The organism is Azospirillum isscasi, assembly GCF_030849505.1.
GTDB lineage: Bacteria > Pseudomonadota > Alphaproteobacteria > Azospirillales > Azospirillaceae > Azospirillum > Azospirillum isscasi.
On the sequence record NZ_JAUJFI010000128.1, the window covers coordinates 1 to 16,718 of the forward strand.

A 16,718-nucleotide genomic window follows, 5' to 3' on the forward strand; every position below is an offset into this window, starting at 1 on the left:
CCGTCACCCCGGCCAGCGCCACGCCCGGCGGCAGGTGCCGCGCCGCCACCGCCGCCGCGATGGCCGCCACCACGCCCGCGCAGAAGGCGGCGGCGTAGGGCAGCGACCCGGCGTCCGGCGGGGCCAGCGCGGTCAGCCGGTCCGGCGAGAAGCGGCCCAGCCGCTCGATCCGCTCGATCAGCGGCGCCACCTGCATCGCGGCGTCCTTGTTGAAGCTGAGGTCGCGCACCTCGGCCAGATAGCTGCGCAGCCGGGCGAAGCGGTCGTTGACGCCGGTCACCACCCGGTTCATCTCGGCCAGCAGCCCGCCGATCAGGCTCTGCTCCACCGGCGGGGCGATGCGGTCGTAGGCGGAGCGCGCGAGGTTGGCCTCCAGCGCCGCCGCCAGCCGCAGCGGCGCCGTCACCTGGGCGTTCAGCATGGTGCGCAGCGCCAGCCCGCCCAGCGCCAGGGCGATGCTCAGCGCCACCGCGAAGTCGATCAGGATGCGCGGCGCGTTGGCCGGCTGCGCCACGGCGTTGCGGCCCAGCAGCACCTCGCCCGCCGTGACGGCGCCCTGGCGGATGGGAAAGCGTTGCAGCACCAGCCCCAGCGCGGCCCAGTCGGTCTGCGCCGGGACCAGCCGGACCGACAGGTCGGGGCGCGCCGCGTCGGATTTCTGGAACAGCGGGCGTCCCGCGCCGTCCACCACCAGGATCAGCCGGATCTCCGGAAAGACCCCCGCCGCCTCGCCCAGATAGTCGTCCATCCCGGCCATGCGGTCGAGCGGCAGGCCGAGCGCCAGCGCCTTCTCCAGGTCGTGCGCGATGGCCGTCCCGACGATCTCCGCGCGGGAGGCGGTTCCGCGGTCGGCCAGCCCCGCCGCCGCGATCAGCGCCGCCGCCAGCGTGGCCAGCCAGGGCACCACGACCACCACGGCCATCAGCGGGATGAAGCGGCGCAAGACACCGGGTCGAGGGGGCTGCATCGCCGCGCGGGTCATCGCGGAACCTCCCCGTCGATGCGGGCGGCTTCGGCCTCCGCCTTGCGCAGCCCGGCCAGGACAGCGGACAGCGCCGGGTCGTCCGCCGCCGCGGGGGCGTCCGCCTGAAGCCGCCGGGCCTCGGCGGCGTAGAAGGCCGTCCGCTCCAGAACGGACCGGCAGATCCCCGACAGCAGCAACCGCGTGCCCAGAACGGCCAGAACCCCGATGGCGGCCAGGAACACCGCGGTGACCGTCGCCGTCTCGCGCAGCGCCGCCAGGATCTCCACCCGCGCGTCCTGCTGCGGGGCGAGGCCCAGGACGGCCCCGGCGGGCTTGCCCAGAGCGTCCGCCACCGGCACGCCGACCAGCACGCCGTCGCGGTCGGCGAGGGTCCACGGTTCCGCCGGCAGCCCCGCCCCCGCACCCATCCAGCCCACCCCCATCCAGGAGGCCGGCACCGGCGTTCCCGCTGCCTGGGCGGTGGCGAACAGCACGGTCCCCCGCGGGTCCACGACGTAGAGGCGCAAGCCCCCGCCGCCGGTCGAGGCCAGCTCGATCAGCCGCTGCAAGTCGTTCTGGTCGGCGAGCGGGAAGCCGATGGCCGCGCGCTCCGCCGCACTGGCCGCGACGCGGCTGGCCAGCGCCGACGCACGCGCGGCGATTTCCGCCGTGTGCGCCTCCGCCACGGCGTTGTGAAAGGCGAACAGGGTGAACACCTGCCCGCCCACGGCGCACAGCCACAACACCAGCGCCAGACGCCCGAAACCGTAGAGCATGGCCAGCCTCCCAGGGTCCGGCTATAGCGGCTTTCCCCGGGGCCGGCCCGTTCAGATTGGCCCAACTTGGTCTGATCTGCTTTTGCCGCCCGCCGGCCTCCGCGGTAAGCCCCGGCGCAGAGAAAGGGGCACCATGAACCGGGGCACCATGAACCGCGACGCCCGCCTGCACGCCATCCTCGCCCGGCTGCGCAGCGACTCCCCCGGCGAGCGGCTGGCCGCCCTCGCCGCGCTGGAGCGGCTGATGCCCGCCGGGACCTCCCTGCACGACATCGTCCAGGTCGGGCTGTTCTACACCGACCGCGGCACCGTCGCCCCCTCGCTGGTCGAGGAGGTGGACCGGCTGCGCGGCGTGGCGCAGGAGGCCGCCCGGCGGGAGGAGCGGCAGCGCCGCCGCGTCCGGGCGCTGGAAACCGGCATCCGCGCCGCGATCGGGGAGCTCCGCGGCGACGGGGACGCCTGAACGCCTTCGCTCCGCAACGGACGCAGTTCCGGCGGCGTGTCTCGGGAGTGGACCAACAAGGCGTTCCGCGGCGGCGCGCCATCGCCCACCTTGCGGGGCCAAACCGCCGAGCCTACCCGGAGGCCCTTTGCCCACCATCACCGCATCCTGTCAGCATGCCCTTCTGTCCGCCGTGGAATCCGCGGCGGCGGCGCGCGGCATGACGGTGCCCGCCCTGATCCGCTCCTGCCTGACGCTGGTCGGGCCGGAGGCGCTGACCCACCTGCCCGACCCCGGCAGCCCCGAACCGGTGGACGTCTCCCACCGCACCGTGACGCTGAGGAACGGCGGCACCCGCCGCATCCGGGTCGTGCCGAAGCTGCGGGTGCGCCACGCCACGCCGCTGGACGCGGCGACCGTCCGCAAGGCCGCCTGGGTCGCCGCCACCATCGGCAGCGACGACGGCGCGCACCTCATCACCGCGGGCGAGCTGAACGCCGTGGAAAGCGAGATGAGCCGCTGCCGCCTGCGGCTGGAGCAGTTGACGGCGGCGCTGGAGACGCTGGCCTTCCGCCCGCTGCGCCAGCCCATCCGCAAGCCCTGGCAGGCCACCTACGTGCTGGGCTTCACCCACGAATGGGGCCTGGACACGCAGACGGTCAACAGCCGCTTCCGCACGCTGGCCCCGATCTTCCACCCCGACACCGGCCTGCTGTCCAGCGCCGAGCGGATGAGCCAGCTGCTGGAGGCCCGCAACTTCCTTTTGCAGCACCTGAGAAGCTGAGCCGGCGATGGTTCGTGTGCCGGGCATTCCCTCCGAAACGGAGGTGTTCCGGGGCGATGTCGTCCAATTGGGGTCCATCTCGGCTGGCCTCCGCCGGGGTGCCTTCCGAATGATGGCGAAGCTCGACAGCCGGCGCGCGACGCGCACAACCCTATGAGGTCGTCAGATATGAGCGAGAGCAGTCAGAAGAAGCTGGAGCGCGTCCGCCCGCCGCGGGTGAAGCTCACCTACGAGGTCCACACCGGCGGCGCCCAGGAGATGAAGGAGTTGCCCTTCCTGGTCGGCATCCTGGCCGACCTCAGCGGCAAGCCGGAGAAGCCCCTTCCCAAGCTGAAGGAGCGCAAATTCGTCGAGATCGACCGCGACAACTTCAACGACGTGATGGCCGCCACGGCGCCGCGCCTCGCCTTCCAGGTGGACAACAAGCTCCAGGAGGACGGCGGCAAGCTGAACATCCTGCTGAACATGCGCCACATGGACGACTTCCAGCCGGTGGAGGTGCTGAAGCAGGTGCCGACGCTGAGCCGCCTGTTCGAAGCCCGCCAGAAGCTGTCGGACCTGCTGGCCAAGCTGGACGGCAACGACGAGCTGAACGGCCTGCTGAACGACGTCATCACCAGCACCGAGCAGCAGGACGAGCTGAAGAAGCTCCTCGGCCCGGCCGCCGGCGAACCCGCGGGCGAGCCCGCCTGATCCCCCGTCCCGGCAAGCCCAACCAGAACCCCCTTCACGGAGCGAACAGGTGAGCACGGAAACGTCCGTTGAGAGCGCCGCCAGTCTGTCCCTGCTCGACCGCATGATGGTCGAAGGCAAGATGGCGCGCGAGGAGGGCCAGCGGCCCTACGCCCGCGACCTTCTGACCGAATTCGTCGATCAGGTCCTCGCCGAGACCGGCGACGCCTCCGCCGTCGACGTGGTCGAGGCGATCAACCAGCGCATCGCGCAGATCGACGAACTGATCAGCGATCAGCTGAACGAGGTCATGCACCACCCCGACTTCCAGACGCTGGAAGCGACGTGGCGCGGCCTGAACTACCTCGTCATGAACACCGAGACCTCGACGACGCTGAAGCTGCGCGTCCTCAACGTCTCCCGCAAGGACCTCCAGAAGGACCTGGACAGCGCGGTCGAATTCGACCAGAGCGCCATGTTCAAGATGGTCTACGAGGCCGAATACGGCACGCTGGGCGGCACGCCCTACAGCATGCTGGTCGGCGACTACGAGTTCGGGCGCCACCCGCAGGACATCTCCCTGCTGGAGAAGATGTCCAACCTCGCCGCGGCGGCCCACGCGCCCTTCATCAGCGCCGTCTCCCCGGCGATGTTCGACATGGAGAGCTTCGGCGAACTGGGCGCCCCGCGCGACCTGTCGAAGATCTTCGAGACGGCGGAGATGGTGAAGTGGCGGTCCTTCCGCGCGTCGGAGGATTCCCGCTACGTCGCGCTGACCATGCCGCACGTCCTGATGCGCCTGCCCTACGGCCCGAACACCGTGCCGGTCGAGGGCATGAACTTCGTCGAGGACACCGACGGGCGCGACCATTCCAAGTATCTGTGGGGCAACGCCTCCTGGGCGCTGGCCGCGCGCGTCACCGACAGCTTCGCCAAGCACGGCTGGACCGCGGCCATCCGCGGCGTGGAGGGCGGCGGCAAGGTCGAAGGGCTGCCCAGCCACACCTTCAAGACCGACGAGGGCGACATCGCCCTGAAGTGCCCGACCGAGATCGCCATCACCGACCGCCGCGAGAAGGAGCTGAACGACCTCGGCTTTATCTCGCTGGTCCACTGCAAGAACACCGACTACGCGGCCTTCTTCAGCGGCCAGACCACCAACAAGCCGAAGGTCTACAACACCGACGAGGCCAACGCGAACGCCCGCATCTCCGCGATGCTGCCGTACATGCTGGTGTCGTCGCGCTTCGCCCATTACCTGAAGGTGATGCTGCGCGACAAGATCGGCGCCTTCCTGACGCGCAACAACATCACGGACCACCTGAACACCTGGATCGCCAACTACGTCCTCCTGGACGACGAGGCGTCGCAGGGCACGAAGGCCCGTTTCCCGCTGCGCGAGGCCCGCATCGACGTCTACGACGTGCCGGGCCGTCCGGGCGTCTACCGCGCCAACATCTTCCTGCGCCCGCATTTCCAGCTTGAAGAGCTGTCGGCCTCCATCCGCATGGTCGCCGAACTGCCGGCGCCGGAAGCCTGATCCCATCCCCCGAACGCATCGTCCGGAGTAAACCCGCATGTCTATGATCATTCTCGATATCCCCAACGTCCAGGGGGAGTCCGCGGTGGAGATCGCCGGGGGCACGGTGTTCAAGGACATGATCCTGTGCGAATCCCTGTCGCAGGACATGACCGTCGAAATGGAAGTCTCGACCAACGCCCGCCGCACGGTCCACACCCCGAAGGTCGAGAACATCACGCTGGAGCGCAAGTGGGACCGGGCTTCGCCCAAGCTGATCTCGCTGCTCCTGCGCTCGGCCAACTCCGACACGGCCAAGAGGCAGTGGACCATCCACTGCCTGAAGCCGATCGGCGACACCCACCAGTGGGGCGAGTTCCTGACGATCGAGCTGACCAACCCGCTGATCGCCAAGCACAGCCTGAACGTCAACGAGGGCGACACCACCGAGACCATCGAGATCAACGCCACCGAAATCTACTGGACCTACAAGCGCTACACCGAGGAGCAGAAGCACGAAGGCGGCGGCGGCGTGAAGTTCAACCTGCTGAAGGGCACCGTGTCCGACAGCTAAGCCTCTGAATAAACCCTCTCCCGCCCCGGGAGAGGGTGCCCGCGAAGCGGGCGGGTGAGGGTCGCCCGAGAATCGGGGCCTTCGGCCCCCGACAGCACCCTCACCCTTCCCGCGCTTTCGCGCGGGCCCCTTCCCTCTCCCGGGGCGGGAGAGGGACATTCCCCACCCCCAACGGACACGGCGATGACCCAGCCAAAGACCATGACCGGCGGACGGTCGCTGCTGTTCGAACGGCTGATCGACTTCGAGCCGGACCGCCCCACGGGGGACGAACCCTCCGCCACCGTTCTGTCCATGCCCGACCTGAAGGCGTCCATCCGGCGCGAGGTCGCGCGCATCCTGGACAGCCGCAGCACCGGGACCCGCCGCCCCGACCTGGGCGGCACGGTGCTGGACTACGGCCTGTCCGACATCACGCATCTCGACGCCGCTTCCGACGCCGACCGCCGTCTGGTGGAGCGGATGGTGCGGCAGGCCATCGTCGATTTCGAACCGCGGCTGAAGCGCCCGCGGGTGACGGTCACCGCCGGGACCGGGCGCGGCACCATGGCCGCCAGCATTTCCGGCGAGGTGATGGCGGGCACCGTCACCGAACGGCTGGAGTTCGACGTGGGCCTGCGCGGCCCGGCCCCCAACACGTCGGACCGGTCCGACGGATAAGGACGCACCAGGATGCGGCGCGAGGATCTCCTCGACCATTACGAGCGCGAGCTTCTGTACGTCCGCCGGGCGGGGGAAGCCTTCGCGCGCAGCTATCCCAAGATCGCGCGCCGGCTGGCGCTGGGGCCGGATCAGGCCGCCGACCCGAACGTGGAGCGGCTGATCGAATCCTTCGCCTTCCTGTCCGGGCGCCTGCAACTGAATCTGGAACGCGAGTTCCCGCGCTTCTCCGAGGCGCTGCTGGGCATCCTGCACCCGCAGATGATCGCCCCCATCCCCGCCATGGGCATCGCCCGGATGGAGCCGGTGCCCGGCGAGGGGCGGCTGACCGGCGGCTTCCGCGTGCCGCGCGGCACCCCCCTGCACGCCGTGGCGGAGGGCAATCTGCGCTGCCGCTTCCGCACCGCCTACGACGTGACGCTGTGGCCGGTCGCCCTGACCGACGCCGCGGTGGAGCCGGCGGACCGTTACGATTTCCTCGACGGCGCCGCCACCGCGTCGGTGCTGCGGCTGCGGCTGGAGACGCGCAACCAGTCCTTCGAGAATCTGCCCATCGACCGGCTGCGGCTGTTCATCAACGGGGAGACGATCCTCACCTCCGCCCTGCACGAGCTGTTCCTGTGCGGCGTGGTGGAGATCGCCTACGTCCAGCCCGGCAAGCCGCCGGTGCGGCTGCGCGGCGACACCCTGATCGCTCCCGTGGGCTTCGGCCCCGACGAGACGGTGCTGCCGCATCCCAGGCACGCCCAGCCCGCCTACGGCCTGTTGCAGGAGTATTTCGAGTTTCCGCAGAAGTTCGACTTCTACGACCTGCCGCTTCCCCGGGGGCGGCTGTCGGGGGAAACCGTGGACATCCTGATCGCGGTGTCGCGCCCGCTGCCCAACCGGCTGACCCTGCGCAAGGACAGCTTCGTTCTCGGCTGCACGCCCATCGTCAACCTGTTCACCCGCACCGCGGAGCCGATCCGGCTGAACCACCGCCGCACCGCCTACCGCGTCGTTCCCGACGCCCTGCGCGAGCGGACGACCGAGGTCCACTCCATCCTGGAGGTCAGCGGCCTGCGCGACGGTGACGGGATGCACCACCGCTACGTCCCCCTCTTCTCCCACCAGCACGCGGAGGCGGAGGCGGAGCCGCGCGGCTTCTGGCTGGCGGCGCGCGAGCCGACCCAGCGCGAGGATGTGCCCGGCACCGACCTGCATCTCAGCCTGCACCACCTCGACCTGACGCCGACCGATCCGGCGGACGAGACGCTTCTGGTCCGCACGCTGTGCACCAACCGGGCGCTGGCGGAGCAGGTCCCGGCGGGTGCCGCGCTGATGATCGAGGAGGCGGCCCCCATCGCCACCATCCGCTGCCTGCACAAGCCCACCCCCGGACGCCCGGCCCCGGCGGGCGGTTCCTCGGCCTGGAAGCTGATTTCCCACCTGTCGGTCAACCATCTCAGCCTGACCGCCGACGCGGAGGGGCTGCGCGCCCTGCAATCCATCCTGCTGCTGCATGCCCCGGAGGACCCGACCGCCCGGCACCAGATCCGCGGCGTGCAGGGCCTGTTCTCCCGCCCGGTGCTGCACCGCATGGGCCAGGACGCTTGGCGCGGCTTCGTGCGCGGGCTGGAGGTGACGGTGGACCTCGACGAGCGGAACTTCGTCGGGGCCAGCCCGCTGGTCTTCGGCGGGGTGCTCAGCCGCTTCCTCGGGCTCTACGTCAACGTCAACGCCTTCGCCCAGCTTCGGCTGCGCTCGGTGCAACGGGAAGGGGTGTGGAAGGCATGGTCGCGCCTTGCCGGCAGCCAGCCGGTCCTGTGACGGGCTCCCCCATGACTCCCCCCGCCCTGATCGACCGGCTGGAGGCCGAGCCCTGGGGCTTCGACCTGTTGCAGGCCATCGCCCTGCTGGAGCGCGCCGCCCCCGGTCTGGCCCCGCTCGGCACCGGCATCGACCCGGAGCAGGAGGCCGTCCGCATCGAGCACGACCCGAGCTTCGTCTTCCCCGCCAGCGACGTGGTGGAGGCGCGGCGGACCCCGGACGGGCGCGGGGTGGTGCGCTCCCCCGTGCTGGGCGTGGCGGGCATGAACGGCCCCCTGCCCTACGTCGCCACCGAACTGCTGGTGGAGCGGGCGGCGCGGCGCGACACGGCGGGCACCGCCTTCTACGACATCTTCAACCACCGCCTGATGTCGATCTTCTACCGCACCCGCCAGGGCAGCCTGCCCCTGCTGGAGCGCGACCCGGAACGGACCCTGATGGCCCGCGTGCTGCGCGCCCTGTCCGGCATCGGCACGCCCGGCCTGGAGCAGCGCCTGCCCGGCACGCCGGACCGCATGTTGCTGGCCTTTTCCGGCATCCTCGCCAACCGGCGCCGCTCCTCCGCGGGGCTGGAGGCGATTCTCGGCGCCGTGTTCCGGGTGCGGGTGCGGGTGCGCAGCTTCGTCGGGCGCTGGCTGCCGCTGGACGAGGAGAGCCGGACCCGGATCGGGAGTGGTTTCGGCGCGCGGAACAACAGCCTGGGCCGCACGGTGGTGCTGGGCCGCCGCGTCTGGGACCAGCAGAGCTGCTACGCCATCGAACTGACGCTCGACAGCCTGGAGCGCTTCCGCGAGTTCCTGCCCGACGGGCGGCACCATGGCACGCTCTGCGCGCTTGCCCGCTTCCACACCGGCGACGGGATGGATTTCCGCATCGTGCTGGTGCTGGAGGCCGCCAAGGTGCCGCCGACCCGCCTGTCCACCAAGCCGGAGGGAGGCAGCCGCCTCGGCTGGACCTCCTGGCTGCGGGCGCCGGGCCGCCCGAGCCTGAAGGACGGCCGCCTGACCCTCGACCCCGCCCCGCCCGCAACGCCATCCCAGGGAGCCGTCCTGTGACCGCCGACATCAAGTCCCTCATCGGAAAGCTCGACCGCGACGGGCGCAAGGTGCTGGAACGCTCCGCCGCTCTGTGCGTGTCGCAGACCCATTACGACGTGGAGGCGGAGCATGTCCTGCTGGCGCTGCTGCGGCTGAAGGACGGCACCGTCGCCGGCATCCTGCGCCATTACGGCGTCGAGGCGAACCGGCTGGAGACGGAGCTTGAAGCCGCGCTGGACCGCATCCGCCGCGGCAACAGCCGCACCCCGGCCTTCTCCCCCCGCGTGCCGGAGATGCTGGAGACGGCGCTGCTGATCTCCGTCACCCATCTGGACAGCCCGCAAATCCTCCTGCCGGCGATCCTCTGGGCCGCGGTCGCCTGCGATTCGGTGCGGGCGGTGGTCACGGAATCCGCCCCCTCCCTGCTCGCCCTGCCGCGCGAGCGCACCGCGTCGGACCTGCCGGAGCTGGTCCGCGCCCTGAAGGACGGCGGGCCGTCCGCCGCCGCGTCCGACTCCTCTCCCGCCACCGCTCCGGTCTCCGCCGCGTCGGACGGGCGGTCCATGCTCGACCAGTACAGCCAGGACCTGACCGCCCAGGCCAAGGCCGGGAAGATCGACCCGGTGATCGGGCGCGACCGCGAGATCCGGCAGGTCATCGACGTGATGATGCGCCGCCGCCAGAACAACCCGATCCTCGTCGGCGACCCCGGCGTCGGCAAGACCGCCATCGTGGAAGGGCTGGCCCTGCGCATCGCGGAGGGCGACGTGCCGCCGCCGCTGCGCGGCATGGTGATCCGCACGCTGGACCTCGGGCTGCTCCAGGCCGGGGCCGGGGTGAAGGGCGAGTTCGAGAACCGGCTGAAGTCGATCATCAAGGAGGTGTCGGCCTCCCCCGTGCCGATGGTCGTCTTCATCGACGAGGCGCACGCGCTGATCGGCGCCGGCGGGGCCGCCGGCCAGGGCGACGCCGCCAACCTGCTGAAGCCCGCCCTGGCCCGCGGCGAGTTCCGCACCATCGCCGCCACCACCTGGGCCGAGTACAAGAAGTATTTCGAGAAGGACCCGGCGCTGGCCCGCCGCTTCCAGCCGGTCTCGGTGCCGGAGCCGGACGAGACGGCGGCGGCGGCGATGCTGCGCGGCCTCGTCCGCCGCTTCGAGGAGCATCACGGGGTCGGCGTGCTGGACGACGGCATCGCCGCCGCGGTGGCCCTGTCCGCCCGCTACATCCCCGCCCGCCAGTTGCCCGACAAGGCGATCAGCGTGCTGGACACCGCCTGCGCCCGCGTCGCCATCGCCCGCAGTTCCAAGCCCGAAGCCATCGAGGCGATGGAGCGCGAGGACGCCATCCTGGCCCGCGAGGCGGAGCGGCTGGAGGCCGAACCCGGCACCGCCCACCACGCCCGCCTGTCGCAGATTTCGCAACGCCGCGGCGCCCTCGCCCTGGAAAAGGCCGCTCTGGACGAGCGCTGGAAGCGCGAGCGCGATCTCGTCGAGGCGGTGGAGGCCGCGCTGAAGGCCGGGCATGCGGTGGAGGCCGCCGCCGCGACGGAAAAGCTGAAGGCCGTGCAGGGCGACAGCCCGCTGGTCCCGCACCGGGTGGACGGGGCGGTGGTCGCCGCCGTGGTGTCGAACTGGACCGGCATCCCGGTCGGCTCGATGTCCAAGGACGACCTGGAGGTGGTCGCCACGCTGGAGGACCGCATGGCCGCCCGCGTCGTCGGCCAGCCGCAGGCGCTCCAGGCCATCGCGCGGGCCGTCCGCGGCTACCGCGCCGGGCTGGGCGAGCCGCAGCGCCCCATCGGCGTCTTCCTGCTGAGCGGCCCGAGCGGCGTCGGCAAGACCGAAACCGCGCTGGCGCTGGCCGAGCTGCTGAACGGCGGCGAGGACAGCCTGATCACCATCAACATGTCGGAGTATCAGGAGGCCCACGCCGTGGCGACGCTCCGCGGCGCCCCTCCCGGTTACGTGGGCTACGGCAGCGGCGGCGTGCTGACCGAGGCGGTGCGCCGCCGCCCCCACGCCGTGGTGCTGATGGACGAGGTGGAGAAGGCCCACCCCGACGTGCTGGACATGTTCTATCAGGTCTTCGACAAGGGCGTGCTGGAGGACGGCGAGGGCGTGGAGGTGGACTTCCGCAACACGCTGATCCTGCTGACCAGCAACCTGGGCGACACGGAACTGTTCGCGCTGGGCCGCGACGCGCTCGACGCCGGGCGCATCGCCGAGGCGCGGGAGGAGGGGCTGGCCGCCATCTCCGACGTGCTGCGCCGCCGTTTCCGCCCGGCCTTCCTGGGCCGCCTGTCCGTCGTGCCCTATTACCCGCTGAGCGAGGCGCAGATCCGCCGCATCGTCACGATGAAGCTGGACAAGCTGCAACGCCGCACCGCCGGCAACCGCGGCGCCGAACTGGCGGTCACCGGTGCGGCGGTGGAGGCGCTGGTGCAACGCGCGCTCAACTCCGACGCCGGGGCGCGCATGATCGACACGCTGCTGTCGGAGTTCGTGGTGCCGGAGGTGGCCATCCGCATCCTCGACCGCGTGGCCGCCGGCCAGCCGGTGGGCCGCATCACCGTGGACCATGGCGCGGACGGGCGCTTCACCGTCGGCGTGGACGGCACGGCACGCTGACCGGGGAGCGGCGATCATGGCGAAACGCTTTTCCCAGGACAGCCAGTACCTGTCCATCACCACCCCGCTGGGGCCGGACGCGCTGGCGCTGCGCACCATCGTGGGGGAGGAGCGGCTGTCGTCGCTGTTCACCTACCGCGTCACCATGATCTCGTCGGACGACGACATCGCCTTCGACCGCATCGTCGGCAAGCCGGTGACCGTCGCCATCACGCTGGGCGACCAGGAGACGGTCCGTTACATCAACGCCATCGTCGGGCGGATCGAGCTGACCCATGTGGACGACCGCAGCCAGGTCGCCCATTACGAGGCGGAACTGCACCCCTGGCTGTGGATGCTGACCCATTCCGGCGACTGCCGCATTTTCCAGGAAAAGACCGTCCCGGAGATCGTCGAGGCGGTCTGCAAGGGCGCCGGCTACACCGACATCAGGAAGTCGCTGACCGGCAGCTACAGCCCGCGCGAATATTGCGTCCAGTACCGCGAGACGGACTACAACTTCGTCGCCCGCCTGCTGGAAGAGGAAGGCATCTTCTACTACTTTGCGCATGAGGACGGGAAGCACACGCTGGTGCTGGGCGACAGCGGCAGCGCCTTCGCGAAAAGCCCGCTGCTCGACGCCTTCGAATACCGCGCCACCGAAGGGCACGACGACGAGGACAACGTGCTGTCCGGGCTCAGCGTGGAGCGGCGCGTCACGCCCAAGAGCTACGGCATCGACGGCTACCATTTCGAGACGCCCTCGACCGACCTTTACGCCACGGCGGAGGGCGCGTCCGGCTTCGGCACGGTCAGCGACTATCCGGGCCGCCACACCACCTCCTCCGACGGGGAGTCTTTGGCGAAGCTGCGCCAGCAGGCCCTGGCCTTCCCCGGACGGCGGGTGCGCGGCAGCGGCGAATGCCGCTCGCTGGAGGCGGGAACGCGCATCACCGTGTCGGGCCACCGCAAGAGCGACCTGAACGCCGAATACGTTCTGCATTCCGTGCGCATCGACGGGGCGAGCGGCCATTTCGACGCCCATTTCACCGCCTTCCCGCCGGACCTGCCCTTCCGCCCGCTCGACACGGCGGTGAAGCCGCGCATCCACTCCACCCAGACCGCGATCGTCGTCGGCAAGAGCGGGGAGGAGATCTGGCTCGACAAGTACGGGCGCATCAAGGTGCAGTTCCACTGGGACCGGCTGGGCAAGAAGGACGAGAAAAGCTCCTGCTGGGTCCGCGTCGCGCAGAACTGGGCGGGCAAGAACTACGGCATCATGTTCTTCCCCCGCGTCGGGCAGGAGGTGGTGGTGACCTTCCTCGACGGCGACCCCGACCGCCCGCTGGTCACCGGCTCCGTCTACAACGCGGAGCAGACCGTGCCCTACACGCTGCCCGGCGATTCGACCAGGAGCACCATCAAGACCCAGACCTCCAAGGACGGCGCCGGAAAGTTCAACGAGATCCGGTTCGAGGACAAGGCCGATGCCGAGGAGATTTTCGTTCACGCCCAGAAGGACATGAACGTCGAAGTGCTGAACGACCTGACCCGCCTCGTGAAGCACGACGAGGTGGAGACGGTCGAGAACGACAGCACCATCGACGTCCAGCACGACCGCAAGCTGACCGTGAAGAACGACCGCAGCATCACCGTGTCGGAAGGCAACGAGACGCACGACGTCGCGAAGGGCACCCGCGCCGTGACGGTGAAGGGCAACGAGACCCACACCAACAAGGCCGACTTCACGCACAAGGCGGACGGCGACTACACCCTGACCGTGAAGGGCAACCTGACCATCGACGTGACCGGCGACGTGATCATCAAGGGCAAGTCGGTGAAGGTGACGGCGAACTCCGGCGAGGTCGGCATCAAGTCCGGGGCGGACACCAAGATCGACGCCGGCGGCGCCCTGAACGCCAAGTCGGGCATGGCGATGGAGATCAAGTCCGGCATGGGCATGGACATCAAGGCCGGCATGGGAATGAACCTGAAGGCCAGCATGGCCCTGTCCGCCGAGGGGCTGAGCACCGCGATCAAGGCCCAGGGGATGGGCGAGGTCAGCGCCAACGGCATCCTCACCGTCAAGGGCACCCTGGTGAAGGTGAACTGAGATGGCGGACGAACCCTCATCCGGCCCCCAACCCGTGGAGGAGCGCGACGGGCAGGGCCGCATCGTCCGCAGCGGCGAGTTGCGCGACGAGCTTTTTCATGGCCTCTACACCGCCTACGGCGAGGACGGACACCCCGTCCTGCGCGCCCGGCTGCGCGCCGGAAAGCTGCACGGGGAGGTGCGCAACTACGCCCCCGGCGGCGCCCTGGTCCAGGTGGCGGAGTATGTGGACGGCGTGCAGCACGGGCTGACCACCTTCTACGCCCACGCCCGTCCGACCTGCCGCATGACCTACCGCGACGGCCTTCTCAACGGCCCGTCGGTCTTCTTCCACGAGACCGGCACCGTCGCCGCCGTCTTCCAGTATTGCGACGGCAAGCGCGAGGGGGAGGCGCTGTTCCACAGCCCCCAGGGCCGTCCGATGCGGCGGGAGAGCTACGCCGGCGACCGCCTGCACGGCCCGGTGCTCGGCTACTACGACGACGGCACGGTGAGCGAGCGCTCCGCCTTCCTGGACGGGCTTCAGGACGGGGTCCTGCGCCGCTACTTCCCCTCCGGCGCGCTGATGCAGCACGGAGTCTACCGCCGCGGCCTGCTGATCGAACCGCTGCGGACCTATTCCGAGGACGGCAAGGAGATCGCGGTGCTCCAGCCGCCCGCGGCGTAAGCGCCCTCTACCTCCCGTTCAGGTGAGGGGGGCACCGGCTTGCTGCGGCGGCACAACGGACCATCTCCAGTGTTTGACAGCACAGACGCCGTCAGGAGCCTGCCTTCATGAATCCCCGGTTGCTCGCCGAGGTGCTGGAACCCGTGCTGAACGCCGCGGAAAAGGACGACGCGGCGATGCTCGACGCCGTCAACCTGTCGGCGGAGGCGCTGGCCGCGCTCGGCGCCGTCATCCTCGACCGCGACGGACGCCCGGCGGACGGCGTGTCCGACGAACGCGCGGTGGTTGCCGCGCTGAACACCCACGCCCACACGCTGATGCAGTGCGGGCGCCTCGACGACGTGGTGGAGGCGCTGCAACTGGCCGAACGGATCGGCCGGCTGGGCCGCCTGCCCCACCATCCGCGCATGTCCGACGGCTAGCCACCTACGGTTAGGCGGGAGGAACACCCAACCGCCACGGTTGTTGTGCGAGCCGTGCCGCCCAACAGGGGAGACGTGTCTTGCCGACAGTGCCGAAACCGAACGCCTTTCCCGGCCCCATCGTGGGCGAGGCCCTGTCCCTGCTTCAGGACGACCTGCTTCCCGGCTTCCTCACCGGACGGCGCTGGTACGCCGCCAAGGACGCCGGCACGCCCCGCGTGCGCATCGTCGATGCGCTGCCCCTGCCCCTCGCCTCCGGCTCCGCCCAGCTCTGCCTGCTGCGGGTGGAGCCGCCGGGGCGGGAACCGCAGCTCTACCAGCTTCCCCTGGTGCTCGACCGCGGCGGCAAGGCCGATCCCGCCGATCCCTTCGCCATCGCCGGCCCCGACGCGCTCCCCTGGGCCGGGTCCTTGCGCGACGGCTACGGCGACGAGGAGGTGCTGCGCGCCCTGCTCGACGGCATCCGCAAGGGCGGCGAGGGCGGCGGCCTGCGCTTCGGGCGCAGCCGGGCCTTCGACGCCCTGAAAGGCGCGCTGGCCGGCGACACCCCGCTGCGCTGGACGGGGGCGGAGCAGTCCAACACCTCCGTCCGCGTCGGCGACGCCGCGATCCTGAAGGGGCTGCGCAAGCTGGAATCCGGCACCCATCCGGAACTGGAGGTCGGGCGCTTCCTGACCGAGGTCGCCGGCTTCCGCAACACCCCCGCCCTGCTGGGCTGGGTGGAGCGCACCGGCGACGGCGAACCCGCCACCCTGTGCATCCTGCAGGAGCTGGTGCCCGACGCCCGCGACGCCTGGAGCCACGTCACCGCCTGCCTGAAGGAGCGCGTCGAACGCTTCGACAACGAGACGGCGGACGACATCGCCCTGATGACCTTCATGCGCCGGCTGGGCCGCCGCACGGCGGAGATGCACCGGGCGCTGGCCACCCCCAGCGATGACGGCGCCTTCACGCCGGAACCGGTGACGCCCGCCATGCTGCGCGGCTGGGCGGACGGGGTGCGCACCCTCGCCCGCCGCGTGCTGGGCCGGTTGCGCGACGCCGTTCCCCGGCTGGACGGGGCGGTCGCCCCCTACGCCGCCTCGCTGGCCGACAGCGAAGCGACGGTGATGCGCCAGATCGAGGCGCTGACCCCGCCGCGCGGCGGCTTCCACGCCATGCGCCTGCACGGCGACTATCACCTGGGGCAGGTGCTGGCCGGACGGGACGACGTGTTCATCGTCGATTTTGAGGGCGAACCCATGCGCCCGCTGGCCGAGCGGCGGGCCAAGCACTGCATTCTGCGCGATGTCGCGGGGATGCTGCGCTCCATCACCTACGCCGCCGCCGGGACGCGGGCCACCCTGCCCGAAACGCTGGACGAGACGGCGCGCGGCGCCCGCACCGCCTGGCTGAACTGGTGGGAGGGCGAGGCCGCATCCGCCTTCGTCGCCGGCTACCGCGAGGCCATCGGGGATTGCCCGGGCTGGCCCGCCGATCCCGCCACGGCCACGCAGCTTTTGAAACTTTTCCTGCTGGAGAAGGCCCTTTACGAGATCGGGTACGAGCTGGCGAACCGGCCCGACTGGCTGGCCATCCCGCTGGCCGGCGCCATCGGCATCCTGGGCGCCGACGCCGGGCCGGAGGTCGCCGACCGTGCGTCCGGCCCGGTCGGGCTGGCCGCCCCCGGC

At 70.7% G+C, this 16,718-nt stretch carries 14 protein-coding genes and 1 pseudogene; 13 read left to right on the top strand and 2 right to left on the bottom strand.

Features of this window, described 5'->3' with window-relative positions:
- Together QSG27_RS21120 and QSG27_RS21125 are read right to left on the bottom strand one after the other, a co-directional pair.
- Positions 1-982, bottom strand: a pseudogene (locus QSG27_RS21120) (hypothetical protein); the annotation flags it as partial.
- Positions 979-1,740: a hypothetical protein gene (locus QSG27_RS21125; protein WP_306709587.1), complete on the bottom strand. Its 762-nt coding sequence runs from the start codon at positions 1,738-1,740 to the stop codon at positions 979-981. The pseudogene QSG27_RS21120 and the gene QSG27_RS21125, both read right to left, overlap by 4 nt.
- A gap of 133 nt (positions 1,741-1,873) precedes the next feature.
- On the opposite strand from QSG27_RS21125, the gene QSG27_RS21130 reads away from it, so the two are divergent.
- The 13 genes from QSG27_RS21130 to QSG27_RS21190 all read left to right on the top strand — a co-directional run.
- Entirely contained in the window at positions 1,874-2,203 is a 330-nt protein-coding gene (locus QSG27_RS21130) for a hypothetical protein (RefSeq protein WP_306709589.1), read from the top strand.
- Between the two features lie 127 nt (positions 2,204-2,330).
- Positions 2,331-2,966 carry a hypothetical protein gene (locus QSG27_RS21135; RefSeq protein ID WP_306709591.1) on the top strand — a complete coding sequence of 212 codons (636 nt, stop codon included), beginning with the start codon at positions 2,331-2,333 and terminating at the stop codon, positions 2,964-2,966.
- 168 nt (positions 2,967-3,134) lie between these two features.
- Positions 3,135-3,659, top strand: coding sequence for a type VI secretion system contractile sheath small subunit (gene tssB, locus QSG27_RS21140; RefSeq protein ID WP_306709593.1), 525 nt, complete (start codon positions 3,135-3,137; stop codon positions 3,657-3,659).
- A gap of 49 nt (positions 3,660-3,708) precedes the next feature.
- Positions 3,709-5,178: a type VI secretion system contractile sheath large subunit gene (gene tssC, locus QSG27_RS21145; protein ID WP_306709595.1), complete on the top strand. Its 1,470-nt coding sequence runs from the start codon at positions 3,709-3,711 to the stop codon at positions 5,176-5,178.
- 37 nt (positions 5,179-5,215) lie between these two features.
- Complete coding sequence (locus tag QSG27_RS21150; RefSeq protein WP_306709597.1) at positions 5,216-5,731, top strand: type VI secretion system tube protein Hcp; 516 nt, start codon at positions 5,216-5,218, stop codon at positions 5,729-5,731.
- Between the two features lie 183 nt (positions 5,732-5,914).
- Positions 5,915-6,391, top strand: a complete 477-nt coding sequence (tssE, locus tag QSG27_RS21155) for a type VI secretion system baseplate subunit TssE (RefSeq protein ID WP_306709599.1) — start codon at positions 5,915-5,917, stop codon at positions 6,389-6,391.
- Positions 6,392-6,403: 12 nt separating this feature from the next.
- A complete protein-coding gene (gene tssF, locus QSG27_RS21160; protein ID WP_306709600.1) occupies positions 6,404-8,200 on the top strand; it encodes a type VI secretion system baseplate subunit TssF in 1,797 nt (598 codons plus the stop codon).
- An 11-nt stretch (positions 8,201-8,211) separates the two neighbouring features.
- Positions 8,212-9,255, top strand: coding sequence for a type VI secretion system baseplate subunit TssG (gene tssG / locus QSG27_RS21165; RefSeq protein ID WP_306709602.1), 1,044 nt, complete (start codon positions 8,212-8,214; stop codon positions 9,253-9,255).
- Positions 9,252-11,867 carry a type VI secretion system ATPase TssH gene (tssH, locus tag QSG27_RS21170; protein ID WP_306709604.1) on the top strand — a complete coding sequence of 872 codons (2,616 nt, stop codon included), beginning with the start codon at positions 9,252-9,254 and terminating at the stop codon, positions 11,865-11,867. Before tssG ends, tssH begins: the two co-directional genes overlap by 4 nt.
- A 16-nt stretch (positions 11,868-11,883) precedes the next feature.
- Positions 11,884-13,959: a type VI secretion system Vgr family protein gene (locus QSG27_RS21175; RefSeq protein WP_306709606.1), complete on the top strand. Its 2,076-nt coding sequence runs from the start codon at positions 11,884-11,886 to the stop codon at positions 13,957-13,959.
- Between the two features lies 1 nt (position 13,960).
- Entirely contained in the window at positions 13,961-14,626 is a 666-nt protein-coding gene (locus tag QSG27_RS21180; RefSeq protein WP_306709608.1) for a toxin-antitoxin system YwqK family antitoxin, read from the top strand.
- Positions 14,627-14,733: 107 nt separating this feature from the next.
- A complete protein-coding gene (locus tag QSG27_RS21185; protein ID WP_035677092.1) occupies positions 14,734-15,048 on the top strand; it encodes a hypothetical protein in 315 nt (104 codons plus the stop codon).
- An 89-nt stretch (positions 15,049-15,137) separates the two neighbouring features.
- Positions 15,138-16,718, top strand: a 1,581-nt coding sequence (locus tag QSG27_RS21190) for a putative maltokinase (RefSeq protein ID WP_306709615.1), incomplete at its 3' end; no start/stop codon positions are given.

Excerpts from the sequence above, each read along its gene's own strand:
- QSG27_RS21125 (WP_306709587.1), bottom strand. The coding sequence starts at position 1,740 with ATGCTCTACGGTTTCGGGCGTCTGGCGCTGGTGTTGTGGCTGTGCGCC.
- QSG27_RS21130 (WP_306709589.1), top strand. The coding sequence starts at position 1,874 with ATGAACCGGGGCACCATGAACCGCGACGCCCGCCTGCACGCCATCCTC.
- tssB (WP_306709593.1), top strand. The coding sequence starts at position 3,135 with ATGAGCGAGAGCAGTCAGAAGAAGCTGGAGCGCGTCCGCCCGCCGCGG.
- QSG27_RS21150 (WP_306709597.1), top strand. The coding sequence starts at position 5,216 with ATGTCTATGATCATTCTCGATATCCCCAACGTCCAGGGGGAGTCCGCG.
- tssE (WP_306709599.1), top strand. The coding sequence starts at position 5,915 with ATGACCCAGCCAAAGACCATGACCGGCGGACGGTCGCTGCTGTTCGAA.
- tssF (WP_306709600.1), top strand. The coding sequence starts at position 6,404 with ATGCGGCGCGAGGATCTCCTCGACCATTACGAGCGCGAGCTTCTGTAC.
- tssG (WP_306709602.1), top strand. The coding sequence starts at position 8,212 with ATGACTCCCCCCGCCCTGATCGACCGGCTGGAGGCCGAGCCCTGGGGC.
- QSG27_RS21175 (WP_306709606.1), top strand. The coding sequence starts at position 11,884 with ATGGCGAAACGCTTTTCCCAGGACAGCCAGTACCTGTCCATCACCACC.
- QSG27_RS21180 (WP_306709608.1), top strand. The coding sequence starts at position 13,961 with ATGGCGGACGAACCCTCATCCGGCCCCCAACCCGTGGAGGAGCGCGAC.
- QSG27_RS21185 (WP_035677092.1), top strand. The coding sequence starts at position 14,734 with ATGAATCCCCGGTTGCTCGCCGAGGTGCTGGAACCCGTGCTGAACGCC.